At 66.9% G+C, this 16,176-nt stretch carries 15 protein-coding genes; all 15 read right to left on the reverse strand.

Translation table 11 applies throughout. The features are described from left to right. Window positions 1–1,978 (reverse strand): RNA polymerDNA-directed RNA polymerase subunit B (locus tag NNI01S_RS02815; RefSeq protein ID WP_501193586.1); only part of this gene is annotated, 1,978 nt, incomplete at its 3' end. 407 nt (window positions 1,979–2,385) lie between these two features. Then, a complete protein-coding gene (locus tag NNI01S_RS02820) occupies window positions 2,386–3,129 on the reverse strand; it encodes a hypothetical protein (protein ID WP_063017205.1) in 744 nt (247 codons plus the stop codon). A gap of 10 nt (window positions 3,130–3,139) precedes the next feature. Then, window positions 3,140–3,880: a hypothetical protein gene (locus NNI01S_RS02825; RefSeq protein WP_174554353.1), complete on the reverse strand. Its 741-nt coding sequence runs from the start codon at window positions 3,878–3,880 to the stop codon at window positions 3,140–3,142. A 106-nt stretch (window positions 3,881–3,986) separates the two neighbouring features. Beyond that, a complete protein-coding gene (locus NNI01S_RS02830) occupies window positions 3,987–5,228 on the reverse strand; it encodes an MCE family protein (RefSeq protein WP_063017207.1) in 1,242 nt (413 codons plus the stop codon). Continuing rightward, window positions 5,225–6,463: an MCE family protein gene (locus tag NNI01S_RS02835; RefSeq protein WP_063017209.1), complete on the reverse strand. Its 1,239-nt coding sequence runs from the start codon at window positions 6,461–6,463 to the stop codon at window positions 5,225–5,227. The genes NNI01S_RS02830 and NNI01S_RS02835 overlap by 4 nt, the downstream gene beginning before the upstream one ends. After that, window positions 6,460–7,692, reverse strand: coding sequence for an MCE family protein (locus NNI01S_RS02840; RefSeq protein WP_063017484.1), 1,233 nt, complete (start codon window positions 7,690–7,692; stop codon window positions 6,460–6,462). The genes NNI01S_RS02835 and NNI01S_RS02840 overlap by 4 nt, the downstream gene beginning before the upstream one ends. Window positions 7,693–7,729: 37 nt before the next feature. Next, entirely contained in the window at window positions 7,730–8,740 is a 1,011-nt protein-coding gene (locus tag NNI01S_RS02845) for an MCE family protein (RefSeq protein ID WP_063017211.1), read from the reverse strand. Further along, entirely contained in the window at window positions 8,740–9,816 is a 1,077-nt protein-coding gene (locus NNI01S_RS02850) for an MCE family protein (RefSeq protein ID WP_174554354.1), read from the reverse strand. The genes NNI01S_RS02845 and NNI01S_RS02850 overlap by 1 nt, the downstream gene beginning before the upstream one ends. Further along, a complete protein-coding gene (locus tag NNI01S_RS02855; RefSeq protein ID WP_063017213.1) occupies window positions 9,813–11,162 on the reverse strand; it encodes an MCE family protein in 1,350 nt (449 codons plus the stop codon). Before NNI01S_RS02855 ends, NNI01S_RS02850 begins: the two co-directional genes overlap by 4 nt. Next, window positions 11,159–12,022 carry an MlaE family ABC transporter permease gene (locus tag NNI01S_RS02860; RefSeq protein WP_063017215.1) on the reverse strand — a complete coding sequence of 288 codons (864 nt, stop codon included), beginning with the start codon at window positions 12,020–12,022 and terminating at the stop codon, window positions 11,159–11,161. The genes NNI01S_RS02855 and NNI01S_RS02860 overlap by 4 nt, the downstream gene beginning before the upstream one ends. Before the next feature lie 3 nt (window positions 12,023–12,025). Continuing rightward, window positions 12,026–12,733 (reverse strand): MlaE family ABC transporter permease, encoded by a 708-nt coding sequence (locus tag NNI01S_RS02865; protein WP_228829281.1) that lies wholly within the window; start codon window positions 12,731–12,733, stop codon window positions 12,026–12,028. 98 nt (window positions 12,734–12,831) lie between these two features. Continuing rightward, the gene (locus tag NNI01S_RS02870) at window positions 12,832–13,920 is read right to left on the reverse strand and encodes an ABC transporter ATP-binding protein (RefSeq protein ID WP_063017217.1); all 1,089 of its coding nucleotides are present in this window, start codon (window positions 13,918–13,920) and stop codon (window positions 12,832–12,834) included. Window positions 13,921–14,145: 225 nt separating this feature from the next. Then, complete coding sequence (gene rplL, locus NNI01S_RS02875) at window positions 14,146–14,526, reverse strand: 50S ribosomal protein L7/L12 (RefSeq protein ID WP_040696004.1); 381 nt, start codon at window positions 14,524–14,526, stop codon at window positions 14,146–14,148. A gap of 54 nt (window positions 14,527–14,580) precedes the next feature. After that, on the reverse strand, window positions 14,581–15,120 hold the full coding sequence (gene rplJ, locus NNI01S_RS02880; RefSeq protein ID WP_063017218.1) for a 50S ribosomal protein L10: 540 nt from the start codon (window positions 15,118–15,120) through the stop codon (window positions 14,581–14,583). A gap of 423 nt (window positions 15,121–15,543) precedes the next feature. Continuing rightward, window positions 15,544–16,083, reverse strand: coding sequence for an NADPH-dependent FMN reductase (locus NNI01S_RS02885; protein WP_063017220.1), 540 nt, complete (start codon window positions 16,081–16,083; stop codon window positions 15,544–15,546). Window positions 16,084–16,176: the final 93 nt, after the last annotated feature.

Raw genomic sequence — 16,176 nt, forward strand, 5'->3', positions numbered from 1 at the left:
GCATCCGATAGGACTTGCGCGTGCCGTCATCGGCCATCACGGTGACGTAGTCGGCGGAAACCTCCTCGACCACACCGGCCTTCTCGTTCACCACGACGTCGCCCGCGTCCACGGCCGCGCGCAGCTCCATGCCGGTGCCCACGATCGGGGCCTCGGAACGGATCAGCGGAACCGCCTGACGCTGCATGTTCGCACCCATGAGGGCACGGTTGGCGTCGTCGTGCTCGAGGAACGGGATCATCGCCGTCGCGACCGACACCATCTGGCGCGGCGAGACATCCATGTAGTCGACCTCGGTGGCCGCGACGAGCTCGTTCTCCTCGTTGCCGCGGCGGCACAGCACGCGGTCCTCGAGGAAACGGCCTTCGGCGTCGACCGGCGAGTTGGCCTGCGCGCGAACGTGGCGGTCCTCCTCGTCGGCGGTCAGGTAACGAACCTCGTCGGTCACCCGGCCGTCGACGACCTTCCGGTACGGCGTCTCGATGAAGCCGAACGGGTTGACCCGCGCGTACACCGACAGCGAGCCGATCAGGCCGATGTTCGGGCCTTCCGGGGTCTCGATCGGGCACATGCGGCCGTAGTGCGACGGGTGGACGTCACGGACTTCCAGGCCGGCGCGCTCACGGGACAGACCACCCGGGCCGAGCGCCGAGAGGCGGCGCTTGTGGGTCAGGCCCGACAGGGGGTTGTTCTGGTCCATGAACTGCGACAGCTGGGAGGTTCCGAAGAACTCCTTGATCGCGGCGACGACCGGGCGGATGTTGATCAGGGTCTGCGGCGTGATCGCCTCGACGTCCTGCGTGGTCATCCGCTCGCGGACCACCCGCTCCATGCGGGACAGGCCGACCCGGATCTGGTTCTGGATCAGCTCACCGACGGTGCGCAGGCGGCGGTTGCCGAAGTGGTCGATGTCGTCCACTTCCACCGGAACCTCGGCGCCGCCGGGGGCGGTCATCACCTTGTCGCCCGAGTGCAGACGCACCAGGTACTCGATGGTGTTGACGATGTCTTCCTTCGTCAGCACCGAACCGACGACCTGCTCGCCCACGTGGATGCCGAGCTTCTTGTTGATCTTGTAGCGACCGACGCGCGCGAGGTCGTAGCGCTTCTCCTTGAAGAACAGGTTCTCCAGCAGGGTCTGCGCCGACTCCTTGGTCGGCGGCTCGCCCGGACGCAACTTGCGGTAGATATCGAGCAGCGCCTCGTCCTGGCCCGCGGTGTTGTCCTTCTCCAGGGTCGACATCATGATCTCGGAGAAGCCGAAGCGCTCGACGATCTCCTCGGTCGTCCACCCCAGCGCCTTGAGCAGCACGGTGACCGGCTGGCGGCGCTTGCGGTCGATGCGCACACCCACGGTGTCGCGCTTGTCCACATCGAACTCCAGCCACGCGCCACGGCTCGGGATGACCCGCACACTGTGCAGATCCTTCTCCGTGCCCTTGTCCACGCTGTGGTCGAAGTACACACCCGGCGAACGCACCAGCTGCGACACCACGACACGCTCGGTGCCGTTGATGATGAACGTGCCCTTGTCGGTCATCATCGGGAAATCACCCATGAAGACCGTCTGGCTCTTGATCTCACCGGTGTTGTTGTTGATGAACTCCGCCGTCACGAACAGCGGAGCCGCATACGTCATGTCCTTGTCTTTGCACTCATCGATCGAGGCCTTGACCTCTTCGAAGCGCGGGTCGGAGAAGGACAGCGACATGGAGCCGGAGAAGTCCTCGATCGGAGACAGCTCCTCGAGTACCTCCTCGAGGCCACCGACTAGGCCGACGTCGCCGCGAGCGGCCGCGCGCTCGCGCCATTCCGGCGAACCGATCAACCAGGCGAACGATTCCGTTTGTAGATCGAGAAGTCCGGGCACCTCCAAGGGTTCACGGATCTTCGCGAAAGACACCCGCAACGGGGCTCCGGGGATTCCGGCAACTGCCTTGGTCTGGGTGGAGACTGCCAAGATGCGTCCTTCCAGCACCTCACGCGCGTCGCGTGGTGGTCCGCGACCGTCGCTTGTCTGCTACGAATTCCGCTGGTTACTACCCGAACGAAACTCGAACAGGCAACAACGGAAGTAACACCGGAAGGGTGAACTTACGTGTGCAAATCGAGGTATGGACAGGAGGCAGCCAGCGCAACGTCCAAACCTACACCCAAGTACACGGGGGTGTCAAAGTACCACCCGTGTGATCGTCCGCATGGCTGGCGCGCCGGGCCGAAGTCGCTGGCTGCGTCCTGAGCCGCGGTGCGCTGGAAGCCACTGTGACAGCTGCCGCTGTTGTGAATAGCGTGACGGTTCGGGCGAAACTCGTCAAGTGGCAGGCCCGGCCGGAGCGTCGGCGAGATCGCCTGGCGCGCTGCGTCATCCCGGCCGATGCGTAGCTGTTATTGATCGACGATGTCGCTGGCCAGCCAGCGACCGTCCACCTTCTGCATGTGCAGGACCACAGGGCCCGCCACGCTCTGCTGCGCCACGCCGTCCTTGGTGGCGCTCACCACCAGGTTGACGATCAGCTCGGCGCGATCGTCCGTGAGCAATGTCACAGCAATCGGATCGGCTTTCGCGTCGGCGCTGGTCTGGGCCTGTTTTACCGCCGAAATAGTGGTGTCGGCGTACTTGTCCAGATCGGCGAGCATCTTGCCGGTGAGCACCTGCTTCGCAGTGTCCCGGTAGCCGTCGATGTTCTTGACGTCGTAGGCGTAGACGGTCCGCAGCGCGTTGTCGGCAGCCGCCCGCACTTCTTGGGTGGCTCCGTTGTCCACATACGCCTTGTTCGACATGTCCACGCCGGGCTTTTGCGCGGCGAACCAGGCGAATCCGCCGAGCAGGAGCGCGGCGATCAGCAAGGCCGCGGTGACGCCCCAGCGCGGTCGTCCCGTCGTACGCCGCTGGGAGCGGTCTCGGCCGCGCGACACGATCTTGCGCCAGGATGCCGAACCGGCCGCGTCCGCGGGACGTTGCTCGGCGCGGAGGGTGTCCGGCTTCACGGCAGACCGTGAAACGCCCGCGACACGCGATTTGCGGGCCGTTACGGGCCGTTCGGACCGCGAGGCGGCGGCGCGGGCCGACGACTCCGCGGCGGGCCTGCGCTTGGAGGTGACCCGGTTGACCGGTCGGCGAGACGTCATGAGGTTCCTCCTACGATCCCGGCTTCGGCGCGGCCGGCGACTGGTCGGCCGCGGGCGCGGGCGTCGGCGCCGCAGGGCCGCCGCTCAGCAACACCGGCTGGCTCAGCGAGGAGATCTGCTCGGCCTTCCAGACGTCGCCGTCCTTGGCCAGGTCGACGGTCCAGGTGTAGCGGTAGTCGGCGGACGGCTTGTCCTTGCCCTTCTCGGTGACCTGCAGCACGACCAGCGCGGAGGCCTTGTCCTCCTCGCTGCTGAGCGAGGTGAGCGCGGCGCCGAGCACCTTCGAGGTCATCCCGACCCCGCTCTGCTGAGCCATCTGCTCGGCCTGGTCCTTGTTCTTCGTGGCCGAATCCAGCAGCGCGCCGGTCATCGAGGTCCGGGCCAGCGCCAGCGAGCCGGGCACGTCGTCGAGGTTCATCGAGGTCATGTTCAGCGCGGCTTGCCGCGCGGCGTCGAGCGCGGTGTCCCTGGCGTCACCGCGCGGGCCGTCGGTGAGCGCGGACCGCACCCAGCCCGCGCCGAACCACGCGGCGTTGATCACCGCGATCGCCAGCAACACCGCGGAGCAGACCAAGGCCACGCGGCTCAGCGCGGACGCGCCGCCCGGGCGCTCGGTCGCGCCGCCCGCCGGTTCGTCCGTCGTCTTCGGATCGCCCACGACCGGCTGCGCGGACGAGGCCGGCGTGCCCTCGGCGGTCGCCTCGGTGTCCGGCGACGCCTGGCCGGATTGCTTGGTCAGGTCGGCGGTCACGACAGCGTCTCGCCGTCGGTCGGCTCGGTCGCGCTCCAGGGCCGGGTGGCCGTGGTTCGCTCGCTCCAGTCACTCACGCGAGACACCCTAACGTCATTGCTCCTGGTCACCGCTTCGGCGTGACCCCCAGCAGGGTCGACAACTGCACGGCCACCGGAGTCAGGTTCAGCTTTTCCGGATCGGTCTTGGGGTTGGAATCCCAGGGCTGGACGATGGCCGGATCGGCGAACTCGGCGCGCTCGCCGCCCCGGACGGCGGTCGGATTACCGAACGGCACGAGACATTTGGCGTCCTTGTTGAACGGGAACTCGTCGCGCGTGTCGTCGAAGTCCGGGTTCTGCGCCTTCATCTGTTCCAGAATCCGGTACGTGCCCTCGTAGCCCACCGTACAGGCGGGCGGATTGTTGGTCTCGAGCACCAGGCCGAAGTGGCTGGTCCCGTCGCCGGGCGCGGTCGAGGACCCGCCGATCGACAGCTGCGGGAGCATCTGGAGCAACGGCTTGATCGCGTAGAACTTCGGCGAGATCGCCTGCAGCAGCAGCCGCAGGTTGGCGAGGTCCTGGGTGAGTGCGCCGCCGCTCTCATTGATCAGCGCGCCGAGCTGCTCGCCCGCGTCGGTCCCGGTGCCGATGAGCCTGCGCACGTCTGGGTCACTGGAGCGCAGCTGCGCGGTGAGCTTGTCCAAGCCGTCGCTGAATTCACGGATCTGGGCGGACTGCTCGGCCTGCGTGCCGAGGGCGATGCGGCCGTCGCGGATCAGCTGGGTCGTCTGCGGCAGCGTCGCGTGGAAGGTCTCGGTGAACTTGTTCAGCGAGTCGATCAGCACCTGCAGGTCGTCGCCTTTGCCGTCGAACGCCTTGCCCAGCTCGCGGACCGTCGTGTTCAGCGCGGCCAGGTCCACCGAGCCCGCGAAGGTGTCCACGCTGGACACCAGTTCCTCGACCGGCACCGGCAGGGTCGCCGAGGTGATCACCGAGTTGTCCCGCAGAAACGGGCCCGCGTCCGAGTCGGGCTGCAGGTCGACGTACTGCTCGCCGATCGCCGACCGGTTGGCCACCACCGCCTTCGCCGACGCCGGGATCTGCGGTGCGCTCGTGTCGATGACGAGATTCATCACCACGCCCTCGCCGGTGAGTTCCAGCTCGCCGACCCGGCCGACCGGGACGCCGCGATAGGTCACCTCGGCGCCCTTGTAGATGCCGCCGGTCTGCGCCGCGCGCAGCTTCACCGTGTACTCGTTGAGCCCGAACATGTGGTCGAGCCGGATGTACTTGCCGCCGACATAGACGACGCCGAGGACCGCGATCACCACGAAGGCGATGAGCTGCCACCGCACCAGACGGGTCATCGCGGACCACTCCCTACGCCGAGTTGCTCGAGGATCGCCCCGACCGGACCGGGCACGCCGGGCGCGGGCGGCTGCGCCATCAACGGCGGCAGCGGCAGGATCGACACCGTCGGCCAGCCCGGACGCGGGCCGTTGCCGTTGTAGTACGGATTGGTCGGGTTCACCGGTACGGGCGGACCGACCGGCGGAATGTAGACCGGATCCGGTTTGCCCACACCGAGATTGCTCAGCGTGACGCCGATCTGCTGGTCCACCGACAGCCACGTGTTCACGCTGCCGCCGAAGGTGCTCTCCAGCGCCGAGTCGGGGAACGGATAGGTCGGGATCAGCGGGACCGCCGTGATCAGATCCGGCGCCGACCGGCCCAGCTCCTGCAAGGTGGGCCGCAGTGAGGTGAGATCGCGGATCAAGTCGTCCTTCGATGTGTTCAGGACGTCGAATCCCGCCTCACCGAGCCGGTCCAGCTGCGCGAGCAGGGCGACCAGTTGCGGGCGCTGCTCTTCCAGGATCTTGATGCCCTGCGGCAGCTGGTCGAGGATCTTGCCGATCTGATCGGTCTGCTTGCTCACCCGGCTGCTGAGCACGTCGAGGCCGTCCAGCGCGCGGGTGATGTCGTCCACCTGCTGGTTCAGGCCGCCGATCAGCGTGTTGGCCTGCTCGATCAGCGAGCGCACCCGGTCTTCACGACCGCCGAGGGTCTTGTTCAGCTCGGTGACGATCGGCTGCAACTGCGCCACGCCGCCGCCGTTGAGCAGCAGCGACAGCGCGCCGAGCACCTGCTCGACCTCGGTCGCGTGCCGGGTGCGATCGACCGGGATGACCGAGCCGTCGGCCAGCCTCCTGGGCTCCGGATCGGCGGCGGGCTTGGACAGCTCGATGAACTTCTCGCCGAGCAGGTTGGACTGCCTGACCTCCGCGCGCGCATTGGCGGGCAGGTTCACCGACGAATTGACCACGGTGCGCACCGTGGCGGTCCACTGGTCCTTGCCGATGCTGATCTTCTCGACCCGGCCGACGGGCACGCCCTCGACCTTGACCGCCGACTGCGGCACCAGGTCGAGGACGTCGTCGAACTGGATGTCGATGTGCATCGGGTGCTCGCCCACATCCGCGCCGCCGGGCAGGGGGACGCTGTAGATGCCGTCAGCGGCGCACGAGGTGACCAGCGCGGCGGACAGCGCCAGCGCCACGGCCCCGCCGAGACCGCGTGCGACGGAACGGATTCGAAGGCTCATCGCTCCCCTCCCTGCGACGGCGGAAGCCGGTCCGACGGGGTGCCGGGCACCGTGCCCGGCACCGGGTCACGCTGCTGGTTCTCGCCGCTGAGGATGCCGAACGGCAGGTTCAGCGTCGGGGTCTGCACCCCGGCGGTGATCTGGTCGGTGATCTCCTTGCAGTGGTCGAGGATCGGCCGCATCTGCCTGCCCAGCGCCTCGAACTTGGGATCGCCCGGCTTCAGCTTGGAAAGGTCGAGCATCTTGCACACCACGCCGAACGGGTCCTGCAGTTCGGGGAAGTTTGCGCGCATGTCGAGGGTGCCCGATTCGGCGTTGTGCACGTTGATCAGGTTGCTCAACGCCACCGGCAACACCGGCAGCAGGGCGGCCACGTCGTTGCGCTGATCGGACAACGTCTTGGTGAGCTGGATGAGCCCTTCGGCGTTGCTCGCGATCAGGTCCCGGTTGTCGTCGATGAAGCGGGCGACGTCACCCAGCGCGATCGACAGCAGATGCAGTGCCGCGCCGAGGTCTTCGCGCTCGTCGGCGAGGAACGTCGACAGATCCGCCAGCTGGGTGTTGAACTGCCGCACCTGCTGATCGTTCTGCGCCAGCATGGTGATGAAGGACTGCAGGTTCTTGACCGTGTCGAAGATGTCCCCGCGCGCGTCCGACAGGTAGCGGGCCGCCCTGGACAACTGGGTGAGGCTGTTGGCCAGTGCCTCGCCGTTGCCCGCCAGGTTCGCCGCGCCGGTGCGCACCAGCTCGTTCACCGCGCCTTCGGCGTTGGCGCCGTTGGGTCCCAGCGCCTCCGAGAGCTCGGTGATGCTCTTGTACAGCTGGTCGACTTCGACGGGCGTCGCCGTGCGTTCCCGCGGAATGGTCGCGTCCCGCGCCATCTTCGGGCCGCCGGTGTAGGCGGGAGTGAGCTGGATGTAGCGGTCCGACACGATCGAGGGCGTGATCTGGGCGGCCCGCGCGCCCGCGGGCACGTCGTACTTGCGGTCCACGCTCATCACGATCTTCACCTGATCGCCCTGCGGCTCCACCGAGTCCACCGAGCCGACCGGCACGCCGAGAATCCGGACGTCCGAGCCCTCGTAGATGCCGACCGAGCGATCGAAGTACGCGGTGATCTTGGTGGTGGTCAGCCGGTTGAACAGCCACCACAGCACCACCGCCACCAGCACGGCGAGGACGACGACCAGCGCGATGCCCACCTTGGCGCCGCGGCTGGAGCCGCGCACCGCACCGACCGGATCGCTACGCCAGTTGTCCGCCACGTCAGTTACCTCCCAGGGTGCGGATCGGCTGACGGTAGCCGGGGATTTCGGGCAGTGCGGGCGGCAAAACGTTGACGATCACCGCGTCGAACCAGCGCCCCGTGCCCAGCACGCTGGCGTAGAGGCTGTAGAACGGCGCCGCGAGCTCGAGCGTCTTGGAGATGTTCTGCTGGTTGGCGTTGAGCAGATCGATCGAGGCGCGCAGGTTCGTCAGGGCGGGCCCGATCTGCTCCTCGTTGTCGTGCACGAGCGCGCTCAGCTCCGCCGATACCGTCCTGGCGCCCGACAGCAGCTGCTTGATGGACTGCTGCCGGATGTTCAGCTCGGCCAGCAGCTGACCGCCGTTGCCGAGCAGCCGCTCGAATTGCGCGTTGCGGTCGGCGAGTATCTGGGTGGTCTGCCTGGTGGCGGCGAACAGCTTCTTCAGTTCCTGGTCGCGCTTGGCCAGCGTCTCCGACAGCCGTGCCACACCGTCGATGGAACCGCGGATCTCCGGCGGCGTCGTCTCGAACGCCTCCGACAGCACTTGCATGCTCTTGGCCAGCTGCGTGGTGTCGATCTGATCGATCGTGCGCGCGGCATCGGTGAACGCGTCCACCACGTCGTACGGGGAGACCGTGCGCGAGAGCGGAATCCGCGAACTCGGCGTGGCCGGCTTCGAGCCCCTCGGATCGAGCGCGAGGTACTTCTGCCCGAGCAGTGTCTTGATCTGGATGGACGCGGTGGTCTCGTTGCCGATCCAGGTGTCCTTGGTGCGGAAGTCCACGAGCACGCGGTCACCGGCGAGCCGGACGTCGGACACCGAGCCGACCTTGACGCCCGCCACCCTGACTTCGTTGCCCTTCTTCAGACCAGCCGCCTCGCTGAATTCCGCGGTGTATTTGGTCCCGGCCCCGATGATCGGCAACCGATCCAGGAAGAAGGCCGACATCGTCACCAACAGCACGACGGCGATGCCGAGCGCGCCCAGGAACGCCGGGCTGCGCTTGCCGAGCAGAATGCGGTCGTCCATCAGCGAGCCTTCCCATGGCAGCGCGGCGCGGCGTTGGTGTACAACGGCTGGTTGATCGTCGGCAGTCCGGCGGGCAGGTTGAGCTGCGGCGCCTCGACGGCGCCCGGTCCGACCACGATGTCGATGCCGCACAGATAGAACTGGAACCAGGAGCCGTAACTGGCGGCGCGCCCGAGCTTCTCCATCTTCAACGGCAGGTTGTACAGCGCCTCGTTCACCTCATCCGAACGCTCGTCGAGCGTGCCGGTCAACTGGCTCAGACCCGCGATCGACCCTTGCAGGGTCGGACGCACCGGGACGAGCAGATCCGAGGTCGCGGAAGTCAGGTTCGCCAGCGAGGTCACCGAGCGCCCGATCGTGTCGCGTTCGGCGTTGAGGCCGCTGATCAGCGCCTCCGTGTTCACGATCAACTGATCGAACTGGTCGTCGCGCTGATTGACGGTATCCAGCACGGCGGTCAGGTTGCGGGTCAGCTCACCGATCACGGCGTCCTTGTCCGCGATCTTGTTGGTCAGGTTCGCGGTGGTGGCGACCAGATCGTGGATGGTGCCCTGCTCGCCCTGGAAGACCTGGATGATCTCGAAGGACAGCTTGTTCACGTCCTCGGCGGTCAACGTCCGGAACAGCGGCCGGAATCCGTTGAACAGCGTGGTCAGATTCAGCGCGGGCCTGGTGCGCTCCAGCGGGATGGTGCCGCCCTTGTTCAGTTTGCGGCCCTGCTCGCCGGTCCCCTGCTCCAGCGCGATGTAGCGCTGTCCGACCAGGTTGCGGTACTTGATCGTGGCGGTGGTCGAGGCGGGAAGCCAATCCCGGTCGGTGAGGTCGAACTCCACCTCGGCCAGGCGCTTGTCCACGATCGAGACGTCGGTGACCTTGCCGACCCGAACGCCCGCGATGCGGACCTCGTCGCCGGGGTTGAGCGCGGTGACGTCGGTGAATCTGGCCTTGAACCCGGTACCGCCGCCGCTGTAGTTCGCGATGGACAGCGCGAGCACGGTGGTGACGAACAGGGTCACCACGACGAAGATGATCAGCTTGGTCAACGGCCCGCCCAGGCCGCGCAGATGCTGCTTCATCGCACGCTCACCTCGCTTCCACGGAACGCGGGCGCACCGGCCCGGGTCACCCAGCCCGGCACCTGGTCCGGGGCGACGCCGTTGGCCGCGCCGTAGATCGCGCCGAGCGACTGCTGCTCCATGGGGGAACCGGCGATCGTCGGCATCTTGCTCGCCGGGTGGACGCCGAACTGCGGCGGCTCCAGGTGACCGATCTGCTGATCACCGGGATTGCGGCTGGGCACGGCGTAGGAGCCGTCGTTGTTCGGGCCGCCGGTGTACTGGCCGGGGTCGACGCCCAGCGGCATCTCGGGGATGCACCACGGCCCCCTGGTATCCAGCCAGCGCGGTTCGTCCTGATTGGGCAGGTATTTGCCGCGGGTATTGGTCAGTTCGATGGTCACCCGCGAGCCGGGCAGGTCGGTGCCCTTGCCGAAGATCCGGTCGATGCGCGGCTTCAGCTGCGCGAAGTTGGCCAGCGCGCAGGCGTAGTTCGGCGAGTAGTAGGCCAGCTGCTCCAGCGCGGGGCGGGAGTCGGCGGCCACGTCGACGATGTTGTCGCGGTTGGCGATCAGGAAATCGGTGGTGGTGGCCGCGGTCGGCGTCAAGGTCGCGTAGAGGGCGTCGATGTCGGTGCGCCGCTGCACGATCGTCGCGTTGGTCGTGCGCAGGTTGTCCAGCGCCTGGATCAGCTGCGGCGCCGCGTCGGAGTAGGTGGCCGCCACCTCGGCGAAACTGCGCAGATCGGCCTGCAGGTCCGGAAGAACCACGTTGACCTGGCGGAAGGCGTCGTCCAGCTTGTCCACCGTCTCGCCGAGCGCGAAGCCCTGACCGGCCAGCGCCTGCGACAGCGCGCCCAGCGTGGCCGCGAGATCCTGCGGCGGGATGGCCTGTAGCAACGGCAGCAGGTCGTCGAGCAGTTTGCTCAACTCGATGGCGTTGCCGCTGACGTCCTGGTGCAGCGTCACGCCATCGGTGAGATGCTGCGGGCTCGGGTCTTGCGGGATCACCAGATCCACGTAGCGCTCGCCGAACAGCGTCTTGGGCAGCAGCCGCGCGGTCGCGTTGGCGGGGATCTGCTGCGCCTTGTCCGGATTGATGGCCAGGTTCAGCGTCACCTCGCCGCCCTCGGAACTGCTCGAGCGCACCTCGCCGACGGTGATGCCACGCACCTTCACGTCGGCGTTGCGGGTCAGCGCGTTGCCCACGCTGTCGGTGATCAGGTCGACGTGCACCGTCTTCACGAACTGCTTGTTGTAGATCGCGACGGTGGTCCAGAGGAACAGCGCGACCACGACGAAGAAAGCGATGCCGAGCGCTCGGGTTCGCAGCTTCGCGGTCGAGCGCCAGGCCTGCGTGCGGCTCATCCGGCCACCCGCACCGTGGTGGTGGTGCCCCAGATCGCGAGGCTGAGGAAGAAGTCGAGCACGTTCACCAGGACGATCGCGGCGCGGACCGCGCGGCCGACCGCGACGCCGACGCCGGCGGGGCCGCCGGTGGCATGGAACCCGTAGTAGCAGTGCACCATGATGATCACGAACGCGAAGACCAGCACCTTGAGGAACGAATAGAGCACGTCCTCCGGTGGCAGGAACAGACTGAAGTAGTGGTCGTAGGACCCGCTGGATTGGCCGTTGAACCAGATGCTGATCGACCGCGATGCCAGGAACGTGCCGAGCAGTCCGACGATGTAGAGCGGGATCACCGCGAGGAACCCGGCGATCACTCGGCTGGTCACCAGGAACGGCACGCCGGGCACCGCCATCACCTCGAGCGCGTCGATCTCCTCGGAGATCCGCATGGCGCCCAGTTGCGCGGTGAAACCGCAACCGACCGTGGCCGACAGGGCGAGGGCGGCGACCAGCGGAGCGATCTCGCGAGTGTTGATGTAGGCGGTGAGGAAGCCGGTGAGCACCGAGCTGCCGAGCGCGTCGAGCGCCTTGAAGCCCTGCAGCCCGACGACGACGCCGACGGAGCCGGACATGAAGACGATGACGCCGATGGTGCCGCCGATCACCGCCAGCGCGCCGCTGCCGAAGGTGACCTCGGCGAGCAACCGCATGACTTCCTTGCGGTAGTGCACCGCGGTCCGCGGGATCCAGGCGATGGCCCGCGTGTAGAACGACATCTGCTCGCCCGCGCGATCGATGACGTTGAGCGGCATACGAGCGAATTCACCCACCCGGCGCATGGACTTGGCGACCGGGGTCCGGTACGACGTGGCCATCTGTCAGGCGCCCTTGGCCGGGACGACCTGTAGGTACACCAGCGTCAGGATGAGGTTCACGAAGAACAGCACCATGAACGTGATCACCACGGATTGGTTCACCGCGTCACCGACTCCTTTCGGGCCCCCCTTGGGATGCAGCCCCTTGTACGCGGCGATGACGCCGGCGAGCAGACCGAAAACCGCCGCCTTGATCTCACCGATCCACAGGTCCGGCAGCTGAGCGAGGGCGGAGAACGACGCCAGGTAGGCGCCGGGGGTGCCGCCTTGCAGCAACACGTTGAAGAAGTACCCACCGGCGATGCCGACCACCGAGACCAGGCCGTTGAGCAGCAGCGCGACCAGCATCATGCCGAGCACGCGCGGCACCACCAGCTTTCGCACCGGATCGATGCCGAGCACTTCCATCGCGTCGATCTCCTCGCGGATGGTGCGCGAGCCGAGATCGGCGGCCACCGCCGAACCGGCCGCGCCCGCGATGATCAGGGCGGTCACGACGGGGGCGGCCTGCTGGACGGTTGCCAGCACACTGGTCGCGCCCGTGAAGGACTCCGCGCCCAGCTGTTTGATCAACGAGCCGGTCTGCAAGGCCACGACCGCGCCGAACGGAATCGCGACCAGCGCGCTGGGCAGGATCGAGACGCTCGCGATGAACCACGACTGCTCGATGAACTCCCGCCACTCGAACGGACGACGAAATGTCTTCCGCATAACGTCGATGAGCAGCGCAAATATATTGCCGGCCTGGGCAAACCCCGACTCCAGGGGAGTTCGCAATCGCGCCAGGGTCGAATTCACGATCGCAGATGTTACCCGTTAGTTGCGTTGTGTCGCACGGTGGTGTCGTACGAGCCGCCCTGATAATTAGCCAGGTCGCCGCTGTTGTACGCCATCACCTGTGTGTCGTCGTTCTCCGCAAGTGATTCGCGGATCGCGACCTGGGCCGCATGGGGCAGCGTGTGCATGATTTCGCGGACGCGTTCCTTGCGGCGGAGCACGCCCTGGCGCACCGGCATACCCGGGGTCGCGCGCATCTGCGGGATGATGCCCTCGACCTCCTCCGCGCCGCCGTGGTGGTGCCCGGCGTCCACGAGAGCCTGCTCGCGCGCCATCTGCGCCTCGTCCTTCTCCTCGGACATACCGATCGGGCCGATCATGCGGCCGTTGAGGAACTGCTTGACCACCGGCTCGTCCGAGGTGAGCAGCACCTCGCGCGGGCCGAACATGACCAGCTGGCGGCGGAACAGCATGCCGATGTTGTCCGGCACGGTGCGCGCCAGGTTGATGTTGTGCGTGACGATCAGGATTGTGGCGTCGATCTGCGCGTTGATGTCGATCAGCAGCTGCGACAGGTACGAGGTGCGCACCGGGTCCAGGCCGGAGTCGGGCTCGTCGACGAGGATGATCTGCGGATCCAGCACCAGGGCGCGGGCCAGACCGGCGCGCTTGCGCATACCGCCGGAGATCTCGCCGGGCAGCTTGCCCTCGGCCCCGAGCAGACCGGTGAGCTCCAGCTTCTCCATGACGATCTGCTTGATCTCGGATTCGCTCTTCTTGGTGTGCTCGCGCAACGGGAAGGCCACGTTGTCGAACAGATTCATCGAGCCGAACAGCGCGCCGTCCTGGAACAGCACGCCGAAAAGCTTGCGGATCTCGTAGAGCTCCTTGTTGGAGCAGGTGGTGATATCGGTGCCGTCGATGAAGATGGAGCCGCGTTCAGGGCGCAGCAGTCCGATCAGCGACTTCAGGAACACCGACTTACCGGTACCCGACGGGCCCAACAGCGCACTGACCTCGCCCGAAGGCAACGTCAACGACACGTCCTGCCAAATTCGCTGGGAACCGAAAGACTTGGTTACACCCTCGGTCCTGACCTCGACGCCCACGCCAACCTCCACAATTCTCAGCGAGCTGCCCACCGGCGAACCGCGCGCTCGGTCACCACGGTCCGTCACGTGTGGGTTCGGTCACTGTAACCCATGAGCGAGACGGGGCACACCCCTACCTGACTGCGGAGTAACTCCGCAATCTTTTCGGTATCAGCAATAGCGGCGAGATAGCCGGGAAACACGAACGGGCGGCCCCACAAAGGGGACCGCCCGTTCGGCGTGTTCGGTCGTGAATTACTTGACCGAGACCTTGGCGCCGGCCTCTTCCAGCTTCGCCTTGGCGGCCTCGGCGGCATCCTTGGCGACCTTCTCCAGGATCGGCTTCGGAGCGCTCTCGACGAGGTCCTTGGCCTCCTTCAGGCCCAGGCCGGAGACGATCTCGCGGACCACCTTGATGACCTGGATCTTCTTGTCGCCCGCGCCCTCGAGGATGACGTCGAACTCGTCCTGCTCCTCGGCGGCCTCGGCCGGAGCCGCGGCACCGCCGACGGCGGCAACGGCGACCGGAGCGGCCGCGGTGACCTCGAACTTCTCCTCGAACTTCTTCACGAAGTCCGACAGCTCGAGCAGGGTCATGTTGCCGAAGGTCTCGAGCAGTTCGTCAACGTTGGCCATTGTTGTTTTCCTTTCGGTAGTTGATGTCTATCGGGCGAGTCGTGCCGCGCGGCATTACTCGGCGGCAGTTCCGCCTTCTTCGGCCTGCTTCTTCTCCTGCAGCGCGGCGGCCAGGCGGGCCACCTGCGAGGCGGGAGCGTTGAACAGACCGGCGGCCTTGGTGAGGTTGCCCTTGAGCGCGCCCGCCAGCTTGGCCAGCAGCACCTCGCGGGTCTCCAGGTCGGCGATCCGCTCGACCTCGGACACGGACAGCGGAGCGCCGTCCATGTAGCCGCCCTTGATGATGAGCGCCTTGTTGTCCTTCGCGAAGGTCTTCAGGGCCTTGGCCGCGTTGACCGGCTCACCCGTGATGAAGGTGATCGCGGTCGGCCCGACGAACAGGTCGTCGAGACCTTCCACGCCCGCCTCAGCGGCAGCACGCTTGACCAGGGTGTTCTTGGCGACGGAGTACGTGGCGTCGGCGCCGAGCGCGCGCCGCAGCTCGGTGAGCTTGCCGACCGACAGGCCACGGTATTCCGTGACGACGGTGGCCGTCGAGCTCTTGAACTGCTCCGCGATCTCCTCGACCGCGGTGACCTTCTCGGGTTTTGCCATACTTCGCCTCCTCTCTGATTGGTCGGTTCGTATACGCGAACTACCGATCAGGGGCCGGCGACAAAACAAACGCCCCGAACGCAGAGCGTTCCGGGGCGCAACAGAAAACCGATCCGGGATCCACCCGGATCAATTCCCAGCCTCGGCTCTCCCTGCGTGGGCCGCCGGCAATGTCGCCGGACCTTCGACCGAACCCATGCGGGATCGGCGACCAACGGTCTTCGGTAGAACGGATTGGGTAGCGATCGAACTCGTCGATAACTGACGTCCAATGTACCCGGACGGGTTCCCATCTGCCAAAACGGGGGGCCGGTGAATGGCCGGACCGAAACCGTCCGGCCGTCGAATCGTTGTGTAGCGACTGATATTTCCGCTACGCCCGCTCGGCCGAGCAGTAGCGGAAGGCCGCGGCGGTGACCTTTCTCACGGCGTCGCGCGCTCGGCATGCCGGACGAGTTCACGCAGGACGGTCGCGGCGCCGGAGCGGAACTCGGCGTCGGCGACCAATCCGTCCGCGCCGACGTCCTCGCGCAGCACCGGCAGCCGCAGGCAGGCATCGGAATCGATGTCGGCTCCGACGTAGCCGAGCACGGTGCGCAGCGTCGCGGTCGCGCCGTCACCGCGCCCGGGGACCGCGACGGTGATCCAGGCGACCGGTTTGCCGTAGAGGTCGCCCGCGCCGACGGTCCAGTCCAACAGGTTCTTCAGGCTGCCCGGCAAGGTGCCCGCGTATTCCGGAGTGCAGAACAGCACGGCGGCGGCGCGCGAAAGTTGTTCGCGGAGTGCGACAACCGATGGATGAGCGGTGCCGTCGTCGTCGGGATCGAAGGCGGGCAGGTCCGCGAGGCCGTCGTAGCAGGCGGTTTCCACCCCCTCGGGGGCTATGGCCGAGACAGTCCGCAGTGCGGCGGAATTGGTGGAAGCGGCGCGAGTACTGCCGGAGATCAGCAAAACGAGGGTCACATCGAACGCCAACCACGCCACCGAGTGGATTAGTCCGCAAACGCGCGACGGCGGGAACGCATTACGCGTTCCCGCCGTCGCGGTCGGCTCAGC

The organism is Nocardia niwae NBRC 108934 = DSM 45340 (assembly GCF_001613465.1).
GTDB lineage: Bacteria > Actinomycetota > Actinomycetes > Mycobacteriales > Mycobacteriaceae > Nocardia > Nocardia niwae.